Source organism: Enterobacter sp. 6722112 (assembly GCF_058661685.1).
Genome location: NZ_JBZWGR010000007.1, coordinates 1,613,156 through 1,630,287 on the forward strand (window position 1 = coordinate 1,613,156; position 17,132 = coordinate 1,630,287).

Annotated in this window: 18 protein-coding genes; 11 read left to right on the plus strand and 7 right to left on the minus strand. The window is 54.4% G+C overall.

Features of this window, described 5'->3' with window-relative positions:
• Nucleotides 1–2: 2 nt before the first annotated feature.
• The 3 genes from astE to ves all read left to right on the plus strand — a co-directional run bounded on the left by astE (nt 3) and on the right by ves (nt 2,525).
• Entirely contained in the window at nt 3–968 is a 966-nt protein-coding gene (astE, locus tag AC4OVU_RS09215; protein ID WP_110293016.1) for a succinylglutamate desuccinylase, read from the plus strand.
• A gap of 337 nt (nt 969–1,305) precedes the next feature.
• A complete protein-coding gene (gene spy, locus AC4OVU_RS09220; RefSeq protein ID WP_015570753.1) occupies nt 1,306–1,800 on the plus strand; it encodes an ATP-independent periplasmic protein-refolding chaperone Spy in 495 nt (164 codons plus the stop codon).
• Nucleotides 1,801–1,967: 167 nt separating this feature from the next.
• Nucleotides 1,968–2,525, plus strand: a complete 558-nt coding sequence (ves, locus tag AC4OVU_RS09225) for an environmental stress-induced protein Ves (protein WP_017384666.1) — start codon at nt 1,968–1,970, stop codon at nt 2,523–2,525.
• Here ves and cho read toward each other — a convergent pair.
• Both cho and nadE read right to left on the minus strand, forming a co-directional pair.
• Nucleotides 2,503–3,381 carry an excinuclease Cho gene (cho, locus tag AC4OVU_RS09230; protein ID WP_063136382.1) on the minus strand — a complete coding sequence of 293 codons (879 nt, stop codon included), beginning with the start codon at nt 3,379–3,381 and terminating at the stop codon, nt 2,503–2,505. The two genes, ves and cho, sit on opposite strands and share 23 nt — an antisense overlap.
• A 115-nt stretch (nt 3,382–3,496) precedes the next feature.
• Complete coding sequence (gene nadE / locus AC4OVU_RS09235; RefSeq protein ID WP_110293015.1) at nt 3,497–4,324, minus strand: NAD(+) synthase; 828 nt, start codon at nt 4,322–4,324, stop codon at nt 3,497–3,499.
• A gap of 231 nt (nt 4,325–4,555) precedes the next feature.
• Here nadE and osmE point away from each other — a divergent pair, with 231 nt between their 5' ends.
• The 7 genes from osmE to chbG all read left to right on the plus strand — a co-directional run bounded on the left by osmE (nt 4,556) and on the right by chbG (nt 10,407).
• Nucleotides 4,556–4,900 carry an osmotically-inducible lipoprotein OsmE gene (osmE, locus tag AC4OVU_RS09240; protein ID WP_003857836.1) on the plus strand — a complete coding sequence of 115 codons (345 nt, stop codon included), beginning with the start codon at nt 4,556–4,558 and terminating at the stop codon, nt 4,898–4,900.
• A gap of 281 nt (nt 4,901–5,181) precedes the next feature.
• The gene (gene chbB / locus AC4OVU_RS09245) at nt 5,182–5,499 is read left to right on the plus strand and encodes a PTS N,N'-diacetylchitobiose transporter subunit IIB (RefSeq protein WP_015570750.1); all 318 of its coding nucleotides are present in this window, start codon (nt 5,182–5,184) and stop codon (nt 5,497–5,499) included.
• Nucleotides 5,500–5,579: 80 nt separating this feature from the next.
• Nucleotides 5,580–6,938 (plus strand): PTS N,N'-diacetylchitobiose transporter subunit IIC, encoded by a 1,359-nt coding sequence (chbC, locus tag AC4OVU_RS09250; RefSeq protein ID WP_017384664.1) that lies wholly within the window; start codon nt 5,580–5,582, stop codon nt 6,936–6,938.
• Nucleotides 6,939–6,985: 47 nt separating this feature from the next.
• On the plus strand, nt 6,986–7,333 hold the full coding sequence (gene chbA / locus AC4OVU_RS09255) for a PTS N,N'-diacetylchitobiose transporter subunit IIA (protein ID WP_003857835.1): 348 nt from the start codon (nt 6,986–6,988) through the stop codon (nt 7,331–7,333).
• A 29-nt stretch (nt 7,334–7,362) separates the two neighbouring features.
• Nucleotides 7,363–8,181, plus strand: a complete 819-nt coding sequence (gene chbR / locus AC4OVU_RS09260; RefSeq protein WP_017384663.1) for a transcriptional regulator ChbR — start codon at nt 7,363–7,365, stop codon at nt 8,179–8,181.
• Between the two features lie 109 nt (nt 8,182–8,290).
• Nucleotides 8,291–9,646 (plus strand): 6-phospho-beta-glucosidase, encoded by a 1,356-nt coding sequence (locus AC4OVU_RS09265; RefSeq protein WP_015570747.1) that lies wholly within the window; start codon nt 8,291–8,293, stop codon nt 9,644–9,646.
• Between the two features lie 11 nt (nt 9,647–9,657).
• Nucleotides 9,658–10,407 carry a chitin disaccharide deacetylase gene (chbG, locus tag AC4OVU_RS09270; RefSeq protein ID WP_015570746.1) on the plus strand — a complete coding sequence of 250 codons (750 nt, stop codon included), beginning with the start codon at nt 9,658–9,660 and terminating at the stop codon, nt 10,405–10,407.
• A gap of 89 nt (nt 10,408–10,496) precedes the next feature.
• On the opposite strand, the gene katE is transcribed toward chbG, so the two are convergent.
• Nucleotides 10,497–12,746 (minus strand): catalase HPII, encoded by a 2,250-nt coding sequence (katE, locus tag AC4OVU_RS09275; protein WP_017693594.1) that lies wholly within the window; start codon nt 12,744–12,746, stop codon nt 10,497–10,499.
• 187 nt (nt 12,747–12,933) lie between these two features.
• Between katE and cedA the strand changes: the two genes are divergently transcribed.
• On the plus strand, nt 12,934–13,188 hold the full coding sequence (cedA, locus tag AC4OVU_RS09280) for a cell division activator CedA (RefSeq protein WP_071524159.1): 255 nt from the start codon (nt 12,934–12,936) through the stop codon (nt 13,186–13,188).
• Nucleotides 13,189–13,236: 48 nt separating this feature from the next.
• On the opposite strand, the gene tcyP is transcribed toward cedA, so the two are convergent.
• The 4 genes from tcyP to hxpB all read right to left on the minus strand — a co-directional run bounded on the left by tcyP (nt 13,237) and on the right by hxpB (nt 17,003).
• The gene (gene tcyP, locus AC4OVU_RS09285; RefSeq protein WP_015570743.1) at nt 13,237–14,628 is read right to left on the minus strand and encodes a cystine/sulfocysteine:cation symporter; all 1,392 of its coding nucleotides are present in this window, start codon (nt 14,626–14,628) and stop codon (nt 13,237–13,239) included.
• Between the two features lie 127 nt (nt 14,629–14,755).
• On the minus strand, nt 14,756–15,346 hold the full coding sequence (locus AC4OVU_RS09290) for a metal-dependent hydrolase (protein ID WP_015570742.1): 591 nt from the start codon (nt 15,344–15,346) through the stop codon (nt 14,756–14,758).
• A gap of 95 nt (nt 15,347–15,441) precedes the next feature.
• The gene (gene kduD, locus AC4OVU_RS09295) at nt 15,442–16,203 is read right to left on the minus strand and encodes a 2-dehydro-3-deoxy-D-gluconate 5-dehydrogenase KduD (protein ID WP_017693592.1); all 762 of its coding nucleotides are present in this window, start codon (nt 16,201–16,203) and stop codon (nt 15,442–15,444) included.
• A gap of 128 nt (nt 16,204–16,331) precedes the next feature.
• The gene (hxpB, locus tag AC4OVU_RS09300) at nt 16,332–17,003 is read right to left on the minus strand and encodes a hexitol phosphatase HxpB (RefSeq protein WP_003857825.1); all 672 of its coding nucleotides are present in this window, start codon (nt 17,001–17,003) and stop codon (nt 16,332–16,334) included.
• Between the last annotated feature and the right edge of the window lie 129 nt (nt 17,004–17,132).

A 17,132-nucleotide genomic window follows, 5' to 3' on the forward strand; every position in this document is an offset into this window, starting at 1 on the left:
ATATGGAAAACTTACTGGCGCTGACGCTGGCCGAAGAGACACCGGAGCGGCAAGAGGGGGAAGGCCCCTCGTTCCACTGGCGATGGCTGGGGCGGGGCGTGCTTGAACTGACGCCGACGGGGGAATATGACCTGTCGCTGCTGCTTTCGACCGGCATTCACGGAAACGAAACCGCGCCCGTGGAGATTGTCGATCTTTTGCTGCGCGCGCTGTTTCGCGCAGAGATCACGCTGCACTGCCGTCTGATGGTGGTGCTGGGAAATCCGCCTGCGCTGGCGCAAAATAAACGGTATCTCGTGAGCGACATCAACCGCATGTTTGGTGGTCGCTGGGCGCAGTTTCCACAGAGTGATGAGACGACGCGCGCGCAATGGCTGGAGAAGGTGGTCACGGCGTTTTTTGCCGGGGCGGGGGAAACGCGCTGGCACCTCGATCTGCATACGGCCATTCGCGCCTCGTACCACGTGCGTTTTGGCGTGTTACCGCAGCGTCATCAGCCGTGGGATGAGGCGTTTCTGACCTGGCTTGGCGACGCGGGGCTGGAGGCGCTGGTTTTCCACCAGACGCCAGGCGGCACGTTTACCCACTTCACCTGCGAGAATGTTGGCGCGTTATCCTGCACCCTGGAGCTGGGAAAAGCGCTGCCGTTCGGGCAAAACGACCTGACGCGTTTTGCCCCTACGCATCAGGCGCTTCGGGCGTTGCTCGCCGGGGTTGCGCCGGAACCCTCCCGGGAACCCGTTGTGCGCTATCGGGTCGTGCAGCAGATCACGCGTCAAAGCGAGGCTTTCCAGCTACATATGGCGCCCCATACGCTGAACTTTACGCCGTTTCGCCAGGGCGTCCTGCTGGCGGAAGATGGTGAGACGCGCTATGCGGTACAGAAATCCACGGAATATGTTTTATTTCCTAATCCGTCGGTCGCGTTTGGTTTGCGAGCTGGCCTGATGCTGGAAAAAATGCCCTGATCGTCTCCCCTCGCGCAGACCGGAGGGGAAATGAAGAATAAATTTCTTAGCGTTAAAAACGCTCTGGTATTGTTTGCGGAATATTCCTGGAGAATTGCTTTATTATTAAACGGCACTTCGCTATACTTCTCCATAATCTCTTTAAAATCATCCTGTTGAATATTTTTGTTTCATCTCTTCACGCTATTTCCTTAATTTCTCCACAATTGGCGAAAAGTTGTTTTTTACACTTTCATTGTTTTACCGTTGCTCTGACTAATTGACGATAAACCCCGTAAAGTTAATCTCGTCAACACGGCATAGCGCCGAAGAATAACTGAAAGTAAGGAAAGACATTATGCGTAAATTAACTGCACTGTTTGTTGCCTCTACCCTGGCTCTGGGCGCTACCAGCATGGCGTTCGCCGCCGATACCGCGACCACTACCGCCGCGCCGACGGAAGGCAAAATGATGATGCATCATAAAGGCAAGCCGGGTATGCACCATGAGATGATGATGTTTAAAGATCTGAACCTCACCGATGCGCAGAAGCAGCAGATCCGCGACATCATGAAAAGCCAGCGTGACCAGATGAAACGTCCTCCGCTGGAAGAGCGCCGCGCAATGCATGACATCATTGCCAGCGACAGCTTCGATAAAGCAAAAGCGGAAGCGCAGATCGACAAAATGGCCGAGCAGCATAAAGCGCGCATGCTGGCCCACATGGAAACCCAGAACAAGATTTACAACATTCTGACGCCGGAACAGAAAAAGCAATTTAATGCCAATTTTGAGAAGCGTCTGACAGAACGTGCAGCGCCGGAAGGTAAAATGCCTGCACCAACCGAATAATCGGTTCACTCTCTTAAGACCGCCGGGCTCCTGTCTACAAAAGCGAAAACGCTGTGGACAGGACCGGCGGTTTTTCTTTTATCCCATGCCTAAGGTCTGGCCTGACTGCTGCCGATAATACGTCTGTGAAAATGCCCTGGCGCACGGTGCGTCCTTCAGGAGTGGTCATGGAATTCTTTGATATCCGTAAAATGCCGGTCAGTCTCTGGCGTAATGGTGCGGGTGAGACGCGTGAGATTTGCTGTTTTCCTCCCGCGACGCGGGATTTTTTCTGGCGGGCCAGTATTGCCTCCATCGCCAGTAACGGCGAATTTTCCGCGTTCCCGGGCGTTGACCGGGTGATTACGCTGCTGGAGGGCGGCGAGGTGACCCTGGATGCAGGCAGGGCGTTTTGTCATACCCTGAAGCATCATCAGCCTTACCGATTTGCGGGCGATCTGGCGGTGAAAGCCGTGCTCACAGAGGGGCAGATGTCGATGGACTTCAACATCATGACCCGACGGGATTGCTGCCAGGCAAAGGTGCGCGTTGCTACCCGGACGTTCACTACCTTCGCATCACGCGGTGGGGTGGCATTCGTATTAAGCGGCGCCTGGCAACTGGGCGACAAATTACTGACCGCCGATCAGGGCGCCAGCTGGGAAGCGGGCAGTCATACCCTCCGTTTACTGGAAACGAAGGGGTCGCTGCTGTTCAGTGAAATTACCTGGCTGCCGGGTCATTGAGGACGATGATCTCATATTTTCCGGTTAACAGTGGCTTGCAGAGAATTTTGTAACCATCCTGATCGAAACCGGCAGGGGTGCGCAGCAGAGCGGTAGCGTCATCCAGATTTTCAACGGCGCCAAGCCAGAGCCAGTTGCGGATGATGTGATAGTGCGTCATCCCATCGCGGGTTTCTTTCAGCGCCACCGCGCCTTCCCACGGCCAGCAGTTAACGCTGATAGAGGCAAGGCCAGCCATAAACCGGGCATGATGTTCTTCAACGCTCTCTTTTCCACAGCACGCCCCGGCGCAGCGTTTCAGCGCTGAGCGGAAACAGGCGCGACCACGGGTGGTGGCTTCCAGTCCTAACAGGCCGTAACAAAGCTGTAATTCATCAGCCAGGGATTGCAGGGTTTGCAGTGCGGCACGTTTGTTGGCAAACAGACCGTAAAGATTGGGTTCATGCGAAAAATCCACTTCCCGGGCATAAACGACCTGCGGTTTTCCTGCGTTAATCTGCAAGGAACACAGCTGGCGGTTGCGGCGCAGGCGTTTGTTAAACAGCGGCTGCTGTTCCTTGATGAGCCGGGCTTCGAGCAGAAGCGCGCCCAGTTCGCCTGCCGTCTCGATCCAGGTGATCCGCCGGGACTGCCTGAGCATCGATGCTTCATCCGGCGTACGCAGGTGCGACATCACCCGGCTGCGGATATTCACGCTTTTGCCGATATAGAGCGGCATGGTGTCGCTGTCGCCGTGGAAGAAATAGACGCCAGGCTGTTTAGGCAGTGCCTCAAGCCAGGGGCGAAGATGCTCGGGATATTCGTAGATAGCCGCCGCTTCGAACTCAAGACGCGGGGCGGATTGACGCCTGCTCACATACTGCTCCATATACTGTTCAGGCATACAGTGTAGCAGGTGTTTGGTGGTTAAAAAAGAGCCGGGTGGCGGCTACGCCTTACCCGGCCTGCAAAGCGGAGTTACCGTTTTGCTTTTACTTTTTCCAGAAATCATCAAACACCGTAATGGGCGGACGGCGCTTATGCTCGGTTTTCAGATACCAGCCTTCGATAATTTTAGCGGTACTTTCGTCGAGCGTTTTGCCTTCCAGATAATCATCGATGTTGTCATACGTAACGCCCAGCGCCGCTTCATCCGGCAGGGAAGGGCGATCGTCCTCCAGGTCCGCCGTTGGCGCCTTCTTATACAGGTGCTCCGGGCAGCCCAACGCCGCCAGCAGTTGCTTGCCCTGACGCTTGTTCAGACGGAAGAGGGGGTTAATATCCGTGCCGCCATCGCCGTATTTGGTGAAGAAGCCGGTGATGGCTTCCGCGGCGTGGTCGGTGCCGACGACGACCCCTTTGGTCATCCCTGCGATACTGTACTGCGCTTTCATGCGCTCACGGGCTTTCTCGTTGCCGCGGACAAAATCGCTCAGTTCAATACCGGCTTCACGCAGGGCCTGCTCGCTGGCCAGTACCGAACCTTTGATGTTTACGGTAAGAACACGGTCCGGCTGAATAAACGCAATCGCATCCTGACAGTCCTGCTCGTCGGCCTGCACGCCATACGGCAGACGTACGGCAATAAATTGCAGCGCGGTGTCACCGGTCTCGTCACGCAGCTCGGAGATGGCCATCTGGCTCAGCTTACCGGCCAGAGTGGAATCCTGACCGCCGCTGATGCCCAGCACCAGCGTCTTCAGGAAAGGGTGTGCAGACAGGTAAGCTTTCAAAAAATCAACGCTACGACGGATCTCTTCATTGGCATCAATCGCAGGTTTCGCGCCCAGCGCCTGAATAATTTCTTGTTGCAGAGCCATTACGCCCTCCCTATGCAGAACCAAACAGAAAGTGTGATCTGTTAAAACTAACCCTTTGTCGGGGAAACGACAAGGATCACAGTTTTGAGTGTACTGTTTTACAGCGATTTAGCAGCTTACCGTTGTTTTATTAGAATTTTCCGAAATTCGTCTGGCGTAACTCGCAAAGTTGAACAATAGTAATTTTTATCCCATGCTTAGTTAACACGCTGATAAACAAGAGGACGGAATATGAACAAGAACGTAGCAGGAATTTTAAGCGCAGCGGCGGTACTGACTATGCTGGCAGGGTGTACAGCTTACGATCGCACTAAAGATCAGTTCACACAGCCAGTGGTAAAAGACGTCAAAAAAGGCATGACGCGTTCCCAGGTTGCAGCCATTGCCGGTAAACCTTCTTCAGAAGTCACTATGATCCACGCGCGTGGTACCTGCCAGACCTATATTCTGGGTCAACGTGATGGTAAGGCAGAGACCTATTTTGTCGCCCTGGATGATACGGGTCACGTGATCAATTCTGGTTACCAGACCTGTGCCGAATACGACACCGACCCACAGGCACCTAAGGCACAGTAAGCCTGCTTGCCTGAGAGCGTTAACAAACCGGCCGGAAGGCCGGTTTTTTTATGCATACGTGAATCTTATTTCTTGGCGCGAATTATTTGCCTGAAATGTGAAGGTAGTCAACAAGCCAGGTCAATGAGAGACAATTTCAGTCTATCCAGAATTATCCCCTCCCTGTACCATTGCGTATACTCACTTCAACGACAAACAATGTTCAGCACACTGCCCGTCAGCCAGGATAGCGAGTCGAGTGATAGCGAGACGGCGGGTAGCCAAACAAGAGGGAAGTTATCATGGAAAAGAAACATATCTATCTGTTTTGCTCTGCGGGCATGTCCACTTCGCTGCTGGTTTCCAAAATGCGCGCGCAGGCCGAAAAATATGAAGTCCCTGTGGTGATTGAGGCGTTTCCGGAAACGCTGGCGGGCGAGAAGGGTCAGACAGCCGACGTTATTTTACTCGGGCCGCAAATCGCTTATATGCTGCCAGAAATTCAGCGTCTGCTACCCAATAAGCCGGTCGAAGTGATCGATTCCGTTTTATACGGCAAGATTGATGGTTTAGGTGTATTAAAAGCTGCCGTTGCGGCGATTAAAAAAGCTGCTAATTAATTTTTTATTTTTCCCGTCAAAGAGTTATTTCACACACAATACGCCGTAACGGTCGTTGCGGCATTTAAGGGTATTTTCCTATGAGTAAAGTCATCGCTTCACTTGAAAAGGTACTCCTTCCTTTTGCTGTTAAAATAGGAAAGCAGCCTCACGTTAATGCCATTAAGAACGGCTTTATTAAATTAATGCCGTTGACATTAGCCGGGGCAATGTTCGTTTTAATTAACAACGTTTTTCTGAGCTTTGGAGAAGGTTCCTTTTTTTATTCATTAGGAATTAGGTTAGATGCTTCAACTATTGAAACCCTTAATGGTTTAAAAGCCATTGGCGGCAACGTATACAACGGTACGTTGGGTATTATGTCGCTAATGGCGCCTTTCTTTATCGGAATGGCGCTGGCGGAAGAGCGTAAAGTGGATCCGCTGGCGGCAGGCTTACTGTCCATTGCCGCGTTCATGACCGTCACACCGTACAGCGTGGGTGACGCTTACGCCGTTGGCGCCAACTGGCTGGGTGGGGCAAACATCATTTCCGGTATTATTATCGGGCTGGTGGTGGCCGAAATGTTCACCTTCATTATTCGCCGTAACTGGGTTATCCGCTTGCCGGATAGCGTTCCGGCCTCCGTTTCTCGTTCATTTTCCGCGTTGATTCCGGGCTTCATTATTCTCTCCATCATGGGGATTATTGCCTGGGCGCTCTCTCACTGGGGCACAAACTTCCACCAGATCATTATGGACTCTATCTCAACGCCGCTGGCGTCGATGGGTAGCGTGGTCGGTTGGGCGTATGTCATCTTTACCTCCCTGCTGTGGTTCTTCGGCGTGCATGGTTCACTGGCACTGGCGGCGCTGGACAGCGGTATTATGACCCCATGGGCACTGGAAAACGTCGCGCTTTACCAGCAGTACGGCTCCGTCGATGCGGCGCTGGCGGCCGGTAAAACCTTCCATGTGTGGGCGAAGCCGATGCTTGACTCCTATATCTTCCTGGGCGGTACCGGGGCGACGTTGGGTCTGATCATCGCGGTCTTTATTGTCTCTCGCCGCGCCGACCATCGTCAGGTTGCGAAGCTGGCCCTGCCGTCAGGCATCTTCCAGATTAACGAGCCGATCCTGTTTGGTCTGCCAATTATCATGAACCCGGTGATGTTCATTCCCTTCATCCTGGTTCAGCCGCTGCTGGCCGCGATTACGCTGACGGCGTACTACCTGGGCATTATCCCGCCGGTGACCAACATTGCGCCGTGGACGATGCCGGCTGGTCTGGGCGCGTTCTTCAACACCAACGGTAGCGTGGCGGCCTTCCTGCTGGCGATATTCAACCTCGGGATTGCAACCCTGCTCTACATGCCGTTCGTGGCGATTGCGAACAAGGCCGCAACGGTTATCGATGAAGAAGAGAGCGAAGAGGATATCGCCCTCGCACTGAAATTCTAAAATTGCACGGCGCGGGGCAACTCGCGCCAGCGGAAAGGAGCTTAAAGATGTTAGATTTAGAGAGTATCGTTGCCGAAGAAACCGCAGAGAACGATCTGGAAGAGGTGGTGATGGGCCTCATCATCAACTCCGGGCAGGCACGCAGCCTGGCGTATGCGGCGCTTAAGCAGGCTAAGCAGGGCGACTTCGTTGCCGCGAAAACCATGATGGAGCAGTCCCGTACAGCGTTAAACGAAGCGCATCTGGTGCAGACGAAGCTCATCGAAAGCGACCAGGGCGAAGGGAAGATGAAAGTGAGTCTGGTGCTGGTACATGCGCAGGATCATCTGATGACCTCCATGCTGGCACGCGAGCTGGTCGCGGAGCTCATCGAGCTTCACGAGAAGATGCAATAAGTCAGTTGAAGTAGCAGGAGGTCAGCACGATGGAAATCAAAACCGCACATGAGCAACAGCTGTTTAATGGCAAAAATTTTCACGTGGTGATTTACAACAAAACGGAGAGCGCCAGCGGTCTGCACCAGCATGACTACTACGAGTTCACGATTGTTCTGACCGGCCGCTACTATCAGGAGATCAACGGTAAGCGCGTCCTGCTTGAGCGTGGCGATTTCGTCTTCCTGCCAATGGGATCTTATCACCAGAGCTTTTATGAGTTTGGTGCGACACGCATTCTGAACGTAGGGGTGAGCAGGCGTTTCTTCGAGAAGCACTATCTGCCGCTGGTGCCGTTCTGCTTTGTGGCGTCACAGGTGTATCGCGTTAAAAATGAGTTTATGACCTGGATTGAAACGGTTATCGCCTCGCTGAATTTCCGCGACAATGAATTTGATGAATTTATTGAAACCGTGACGTTCTACGTCATGAATCGCCTCCGCCATCACCGTGAAGAACAGCAGGTGGTGGATGATATTCCTCAGTGGCTGCGCAGTACCGTGGAGCTGATGCACGATAAAGGACAGTTCAGCGATAACGCCCTGGAGAATATGGTGGCGCTGTCGGGTAAATCGCAGGAATATTTGACGCGCGCCACGCAGCGTTATTACCGTAAAACGCCTGTGCAAATCATTAATGAAATCCGCATTAACTTTGCCAAAAAACAGCTGGAAATTACTAACTACTCTGTCACCGATATCGCTTACGAATCGGGTTACAGCAGCCCCAGCCTGTTTATTAAAACCTTTAAAAAATTGACTTCATTCACACCGAACAGTTACCGCAAAAATTTAACGGTAATTAATTAACTTTCGGCGGTTTATCCGCCAGGAACAGTGACGTAATGGCTTGCCCAAATAGCGGGAAGAGTACGCTATACCTTGCAGGCGATTAACCTGATACGCTAAGGGAGATATTATGCAACAGAAATTAAAAGTCGTAACCATTGGTGGCGGCAGCAGCTATACCCCGGAATTACTTGAAGGTTTCCTGAAACGGTATCATGAATTACCGGTCAGCGAATTATGGCTGGTGGATGTTGAAGAAGGTCAGGAGAAGCTGAATATTATTTTTGAACTGTGCAAACGCATGGTTGAAAAAGCGGGCGTGCCCTTAACCGTGCATAAAACGCTGGATCGCCGCCTGGCACTGAAAGATGCTGACTTCGTGACCACGCAGCTGCGCGTCGGCCAGCTGAAGGCGCGTGAGCTGGACGAGCGCATTCCGCTGAGCCACGGTTATCTGGGCCAGGAAACCAACGGGGCAGGTGGCCTGTTTAAAGGCCTGCGTACTATTCCGGTCATTTTTGACATCATTAAAGACGTGGAGGAGATCTGCCCGAACGCCTGGGTGATCAACTTTACCAACCCGGCCGGGATGGTCACCGAGGCAGTCTATCGCCACACCGGTTTCAAACGCTTTATCGGCGTCTGCAATATTCCGATTGGCATGAAGATGTTCATCCGCGATGTACTGGAACTGACCGATAACGATGATCTCTCCATTGATCTGTTCGGCCTGAATCACATGGTCTTTATCAAAGATGTGATAGTGAACGGGCAATCGCGCTTTGCGGAACTGCTCGACGGCGTCGCCTCTGGTCGCCTGACCGCGGCCTCGGTGAAAAACATTTTCGATCTGCCGTTCAGCGAAGGGCTGATCCGCTCCCTGAATCTGCTGCCGTGCTCGTATCTGCTCTACTACTTCAAGCAGAAAGAGATGCTGGCCATTGAAATGGGCGAATACTACAAAGGTGGCGCACGCGCTCAGGTTGTACAGAAAGTAGAGAAGCAGCTTTTTGATTTGTATAGAGATCCGAACCTGAACGTCAAACCGAAAGAGCTGGAGCAGCGCGGCGGGGCATACTATTCGGATGCCGCGTGTGAAGTGATTAACGCCATTTACAATGACAAGCAGGCCGAGCACTATGTGAACGTTCCCCATCATGGGCACATCGACAATATCCCGGCAGACTGGGCCGTTGAGATGACCTGCATTCTTGGGCGCGAGGGTGCAAAACCACATCCCCGCATTACCCACTTCGACGATAAGGTGATGGGCCTGATTCACACCATCAAAGGCTTTGAAGTGGCGGCGAGCAATGCGGCCCTGAGCGGCGAACTGAATGACGTGCTGCTGGCGCTGAACCTCAGCCCGCTGGTGCATTCTGACCGTGACGCTGAAAAACTCGCGGGTGAGATGATCCTGGCGCATGAAAAATGGCTGCCAAACTTTGCTGCAACGGTTGAGAAACTGAAACTCACACACCGTTAAGAGGAGGCGCGATGGAAAACCTGCTGATCGTCAATGCCGATGATTTTGGCCTGTCAAAAGGGCAGAACTACGGCATTATTGAAGCCTGTCGCCGGGGCGTCGTGACCTCTACAACAGCGCTCATCAACGGTGAGGCGGTGGAACATGCGGCGCAGTTAAGCCGTGAGCTGCCCGAGCTGGGCGTGGGCATGCACTTTGTGCTGACGCTTGGGTTGCCCCTTTCGCCAATGCCGGGCCTGACGCGCGACGGCCAGCTGGGGAAATGGATTTGGGAAATGGCGGAGCAGGACGCTCTGCCGCTCGATGAGATTGCCCGCGAGCTGGATTGCCAGTTTAACCGCTTTGTGGATGTGTTTGGCCGCGAGCCTACCCATATTGACAGCCATCATCATGTGCATATGATCCCGGCGATTTTCCCGCTTGTGGCAGAGTTTGCGCAACGTAGAGGCGTGGCGATGCGCATGGATCGTGAGGTGCGCGGGCTGCCGGACGTCGCGGTGACGTCAACGGAGGCGTTCAGCAGCGCATTTTATGGCGACGAGATCGACGAAGCGCTGTTCCTGAAGGTGCTGGATGAGTCCGCCGCAAAAGGGGAGCGCTCGCTTGAGGTAATGGCGCACCCGGCGTTTGTCGATAACATCGTACGTAAGAGCGCCTACTGCTGGCCGCGTCTGGCGGAACTGGATGTGCTGACGTCGGCGTCGTTGAAGTACGCGATTGCCGAGCGTGGATATCGGTTGGGAACTTTCGCGGATCTTTAAGATAAAGCCCGGTGGCGGCTTCGCCTTACCGGGCCTACAAAAGCAATCGAAATGTAGGCCGGGTAAGCGCAGCGCCACCCGGCTTTTTTTTACGCCGGTATCTGGTCAATCTTACTGCTGCGCGACCACACGCGGTGGGCGGCAAGCAGGTCAAACAACCGGGTCATAAACGCATCGTCAATGTTATCACCTTCGACAATGCCTTCTTCCCCTTGATCCGGTACCTTCAGCAGAGATTTAAACTTCCGCGCATCGCCTGCCAGGGCGATTGGCTTCAGGTGCTTATAGGCTTCCAGCAGATAATAGGCGGCATCACCGTTACCGAGCAGGCTCTCAACGTCGCCGCACGGCATAATCACCGCGTCAACCGTCAGCGACGGTGCCCCGGCGAAGGTCGCGGCAATTGGCAGGACAGAGCCATCGTCGGCTGTCACTTCACCCATGCGGGAGTAAAGCAGTTTGGCATGTACGCCCTGGGTTTTGAGCGCCTTCATGATCCCCAGCACGTCGCTGGCGCGCGGTTTATCATTCAGCAGGATAGCCACTACGCGGCCTTTAATTGACCCGCCAGGTACCGCGTACAGGCTCAGGGACGGATCCTTCTTCAGCCCGTTCACGTCTTTTGGCGGTGCGGCATGGCATTGCTCGTCAGTCAGCGTGATGCCGAGATTATTCGCCACGCCCTGAGCAAGCTGGATATCAATATGCGCCAGATGGTCGACCACGCGCTCGCGAATGTAGGTACGCACCACTTTGCTCAGCTCAAAGCTGAAACCGCCGATAATGTGCTGCTGTTCAATCGGGGTCTGGCTGTTCCAGAACAGGCGAGGCTGAGCGTAATATTCGCCGAATGACGGGCTGCGCTCGCGAATTTTTGTTCCGTCCACGCGCTCCTGATACGACTCAAATCCGCCACGTTTTGGCCCCGGCGGGGTTTCACGCGGCCAGTTATCGTTAATGGAGTTTGGCTCGTAGTTCGCCGGGTTGGTATCGATATCCTGGCGATGCATCCCGTCACGCTGGAAGTTATGGTACGGGCAGGTCGGACGGTTGATAGGAATTTCGTGGAAGTTCGGTCCACCGAGACGGCTGATCTGCGTATCGGTGTAAGAGAACAGACGGCCCTGTAGCAGCGGATCGTTGGTGAAATCCAGCCCCGGCACAATATGGCCCGGGTGGAACGCAGCCTGCTCATTCTCCGCGAAGAAGTTATCCGGGTTGCGGTTAAGCACCATTTTGCCCACCAGCTGAACCGGCACCAGCTCTTCAGGAATAAGCTTGGTCGGGTCGAGCAGGTCGAAGTCGAATTTGAACTCGTCCTCTTCCGGGATCAGCTGTAACCCCAGCTCGTATTCCGGGAAATCACCGGCTTCAATGGATTCCCACAGTTCGCGACGGTGGAAGTCCGGATCGCGCCCGGTCAGCTTCTGTGCTTCATCCCACACCAGGGATGCTTTCCCCGCGACCGGTTTCCAGTGGAAACGCACAAACGTCGCTTTACCTTCAGCGTTAATCAGACGGAAGGTATGAATACCAAACCCTTCCATGGTGCGATAGCTGCGTGGGATCCCCCGGTCAGACATCGCCCACATCACATTGTGAAGGGTTTCCGGTTGCAGGGAGACGTAGTCCCAGAAGGTGTCATGCGCACTTTGTCCCTGCGGTATGGCCCAGTGTGGCTCTGGTTTTACCGCATGGACAAAGTCAGGGAATTTATGCGCATCCTGAATGAAGAAAACCGGGGTGTTATTCCCGACGAGGTCGAAAATGCCCTCTTCGGTATAGAATTTGGTGGCGAAGCCGCGGATATCACGCACCGTATCGGCCGAACCCGCGCCGCCCTGTACGGTAGAGAAGCGCACAAATACCGGTGTGATTTTGTTCGGATCGGAAAGGAAATCCGCCTTCGTGATCGCCTTCAGGCTCTTGTATGGCTGGAAATAACCGTGCGCCGCGGAGCCGCGAGCGTGAACGATACGTTCAGGAATACGCTCATGGTCGAAATGGGTGATTTTTTCCCGCAGGATGAAATCTTCCAGCAGCGTCGGGCCGCGCGTTCCGGCGCGCAGGGAGTTCTGGTCATCGGCGATGCGCACGCCCTGATTGGTGGTCAGCGCATAGCCTTCACCCCCTTTGCGGTGCGGGTCGAGAGATTTTAACTTTTCGTTGTCCGCATCGGGTGACTTCATGCTTCCCGGTGCAGTAGGTTGCTCGCCCGGCGCGGAGAGGCCCGGCGACGGTTTATGAGAGCCATCCGCAGGGGCGAGTGAGTCCATTCCCGGTTGAGATTCTTCGGTGCCATGAATAGGGGCTTGATGTGGTTTATCATTGTTCGACATTGCACGATTCTCCTTTGTTCGTTCCTGAAAACCCTATTAAGGATAGAACAATGTGATGAATTAGCAGGCGAACTAAGCGTTTTCAGATAAGTGATTAGCGAAAGGAGCCATCTGCCTCACGTCAGGCGCGACGGGTGGGGGGAGAATCGGCTATGATAGAAATTTCCTGCTTTAAGAATTTGCTTTAGTGAACCCGTCGCTTATGAAACCTCTTCGTCAACAAAACCGCCAGGTTATTAGCTATGTGCCCCGCGTTGAACCCGCGCCGCCTGACCATGCCCTGAAAGTGGATGGTTTTCGCGATGTCTGGATGTTACGGGGTAAATACGTTGCCTTCGTGCTGATTGGCGAGCACTTCCGTCGCTCCCCTGCGTTTACGGTGCCGGAATCGGCGCAGCGATGGGCTGTGCAGACCCGCCAGGATGAAGAGGTTGAAGAATAACAGCCATAAAAAAACCGCCCGCAGGCGGTTTTTTTATTTCAGCCGTGATTAACGATGGGCCAGTTCCGCATCTTCTTCACTGTCGAGAATCGTTTTGTCGGTCTGCTTCAGCCACTGGCTGGTCAGGGTACCGGCGGTCATTGAGCCACTCACGTTCAGGGCGGTACGCCCCATATCGATCAGCGGTTCAACAGAGATCAGCAGGGCAACCAGCGTCACCGGCAGTCCCAGCGCAGGCAGAACGATCAGCGCAGCGAAGGTCGCGCCGCCGCCCACGCCCGCAACACCGGCGGAGCTAATGGTCACGATACCCACCAGCGTCGCAATCCAGACCGGATCCAGCGGGTTAATCCCCACGGTTGGGGCAACCATCACGGCCAGCATCGCCGGGTAGAGACCCGCACAGCCGTTCTGCCCGATGGTGGCGCCAAAGGAGGCCGAGAAGCTGGCGATAGACTCCGGTACGCCCAGACGACGGGTCTGTGCTTCCACGTTCAGCGGGATAGATGCCGCGCTGGAACGGCTGGTGAAGGCGAAGGTCAGCACCGGCCAGACTTTGCGGAAATATTTCAGCGGGCTAACGCCGTTCACGCCCAGCAGGATACCGTGCACCACAAACATAATGCCCAGCCCCAGATAAGAGGCGATCACAAAGCTGCCAAGCTTGATGATGTCTTGCAGGTTAGAGCCTGCCACGACTTTGGTCATCAGCGCCAGGACACCGTACGGCGTCAGCTGCATGACCAGACGCACCAGCTTCATCACCCAGCTTTGCAAGGTATCGATGGCTGTCAGAACGCGCTCGCCTTTCGGCGCATCGTCCTTCAGCAGCTTGAGCGCAGCCACGCCCAGGAATGCGGCGAAGATCACCACGCTGATAATGGAGGTTGGGCTTGCACCGGTCAGGTCAGCGAACGGGTTCTTCGGAATGAAGGAGAGCACCATCTGCGGAACGGTCAGATCGGCCACTTTACCCACGTAGTTGGTCTCAATCGCCGTCAGACGCGCGGTTTCAGCGCTACCCTGCACCAGACCTTCAGCAGTCAGGCCAAACAGATTGGTTACCAGCACACCCACCAGCGCCGCAATCAGCGTGGTGAAGAGCAGGGTACCAATGGTCAGGAAACTGATTTTACCCAGTTGAGAGGCATTATGCAGGCGGGCTACGGCGCTCAGAATAGAGGCGAATACCAGCGGCATAACGATCATTTGCAGCAGCTGTACATAGCCGTTACCGACAATGTTGAACCACTGAATAGAATCTTTCAGTACCGGGCTATCGGAGCCGTAAATGGCGTGTAAGGCCAGGCCAAACACCACGCCCATGACCAGACCGACCAGTACCTTTTTCGCCAGGCTCCACTGTTTGTGGCGAGCCTGGGCGAGAAGCAATAGCAATACGACGAACACAACAATGTTCGCGATGAGTGGAAAATTCATCCCCGTTCTCCTGATTTATTATACGGTCGGTTTTTACCGAACCTGTTGGCGCAAGGTTATCAGAAGTGTGATGTCGCGCTTATATCCATATGGAATGGTTTATGACAAAAGTGATTATATTGCCGGTTTAATGTTCAATCTGGTGATTAATAAAACGATTGAACTGAAATTGTAGCGAGTTGATCATTTGCGATGACCAGCGCACTGCACCATTTTCGGGCAATGTCTGCGGCATCCACACGGCATACGCAAACAGCGCCATACACAGAACGCGCTCCAGCTGGTTGCCTTTTTGCGGCACGAGGATTGGCAGACGGAAACGCCAGCGGCAGGGCCAGAGCAGCGGTACGCCCGCTGGCGTCAGCATATCGGCGAGGATATGGCTTAAGTAGCCGAGCACCATGCCCTGAATGGCATCCGCCGGGACGATCCAGCTCTCCGGAACCTTCAAATAGAAGAGTGTAAGCAGGCCGAATACGGCCAGCAGGCTGTGGGTAAACCCGCGATGACCAAAGGCTCTGGCGATGGGTTTTGAAATCCACTTCAGCCGCTGGCCAAGGAATGACTTTGGATGATCTATGTCCGGCAGGAGGCAGGTCAGCACGGCGGAAGGGACAATATGCCACCAGTCCCCCTGTGCCAGCACAGGGGTCAGTTCAGCGTTTTTGGCAAACACTGCACAGGCAAGTGAAAAAAGCAGGTGGCCTTCCGCCGTCATGATAAAACCCAGTAAACTGTCGATTCATACAGTATAGGGTTTTTATACAGTGTGTGAAAGAGGTGACGGTGTAACTCTTTGTCACAAACGCACGGTTAGCGCGCCAGCCAGCCACCGTCTACGGCGAGGGTATGGCCGTTAACGTAATCAGAGGCCGATGAGGCCAGGAACACCACCGGACCCTGTAAATCCTCCGGCAGACCCCAGCGACCCGCCGGAATACGGTCGAGGATCGCCTGGCTGCGCTGCTCATCATCGCGAAGCTGCCGGGTGTTATTGGTCGCCATGTAACCCGGCGCTATAGCATTCACATTAATGCCCAGCGTTGCCCATTCGTTCGCCAGCAGGCGGGTGAGGCCCAGCACGCCGCTTTTGGACGCCGTATAGGAGGGCACCCGGATGCCGCCCTGGAAGGAGAGCATGGAAGCAATGTTAATAATCTTGCCGCCCTGACCCTGCGCGATAAACTGTTTCGCCACTGCCTGAGAGAGGAAAAAGACCGATTTCAGATTGAGATCGATGACCTCGTCCCAGTCCTTCTCGCTAAATTCCAGCGCATCGGCACGGCGGATGGTGCCGGCATTGTTAACCAGAATATCGATGCGGCCCATCTCAGCGACCGCGGCATCCACCACGCTCTGAATACTCTCCTGCTTGCCAAGATCGGCGCGAATCGCGATAAAGCGTCGTCCCAGCGCCGTAACGCGCGCTGCCGTTTCGTCAGGAACCTTGCGGTTAACCCCCACGATATCGCATCCTGCCTGGGCGAGGGCAATGGCCATACCTTGCCCCAGACCGGTATCGCACCCGGTCACCATCGCCACTTTTCCTGCCAGAGTAAAAGCATCCAGTATCATACGCGCCTCAGAAGTCAGGTTATTGTCATTCTGCACGTAAGAATAGGAGTCTGGAATGAGAAAAGCAAATAAAGTAAAACGTTGTTTTGATTTGGCGAGACAGGCAGCCGAAGCTGCCTGAAAGAGCGTTACTCCCCGCGCAGATGGCGGGCAGTCAATTCTTCAAGAGACGTCAGCCTGACGTCCGCGAGGGCAAAACGGGGATCGTGTCGGCCTTCTTCAGCCGGCACAACAATGGAGCGCATACGAGCGGCTTTGGACGCCACCATGCCGTTAACCGAATCTTCCAGCGCCACACAGGTAAGTGGATCCAGCCCCAGTTTCGCGGCGCAGTCCATATATACCTGCGGATGTGGCTTGCTGTAAGGAAGCTTTTCGGCCGAGGCCAGCGCGTCGAAACTGTCGCGCAGCCCGAACATCGTCAGCACTTTTTCCAGCATATGCAGCGGTGAGGCGGAGGCCAGCCCCACTTTCAGCCCTTGCGCCTTGCACAGGGCGATAGCGTCGCGTACGCCCGGTAACAGCGGCTTATACTCTTCTACGAGGGAGATAGCGCGGTTGATAATGCGCGCCGTTACTTCGTCGCGATCCGGGCCAACCCATGGCTGGTGGGCATACCAGAGGTCAACCACCATATCGATGCGCAGCCCCAGGGTATCGGGAAGCTCGTTACGACGACTGATATCGACGCCGAGGCTGGCCATCACGTCCAGTTCAGCCCGATCCCACAGGGGTTCGGAATCAATCAGCAATCCATCCATGTCAAAAATAGCGGCAAGTATCTGGCGCGGGGTCGACATTACAACATCTCCTTATCTTGGGGGTAAGACAAACGGTGCTAAGCACAAGCAATTTAGCATATTGCATTCAAAGAGCGGGCGAAAATGACCGACAGCAGGTAGACTTAGGCACAAATAACGCGTCTTTAT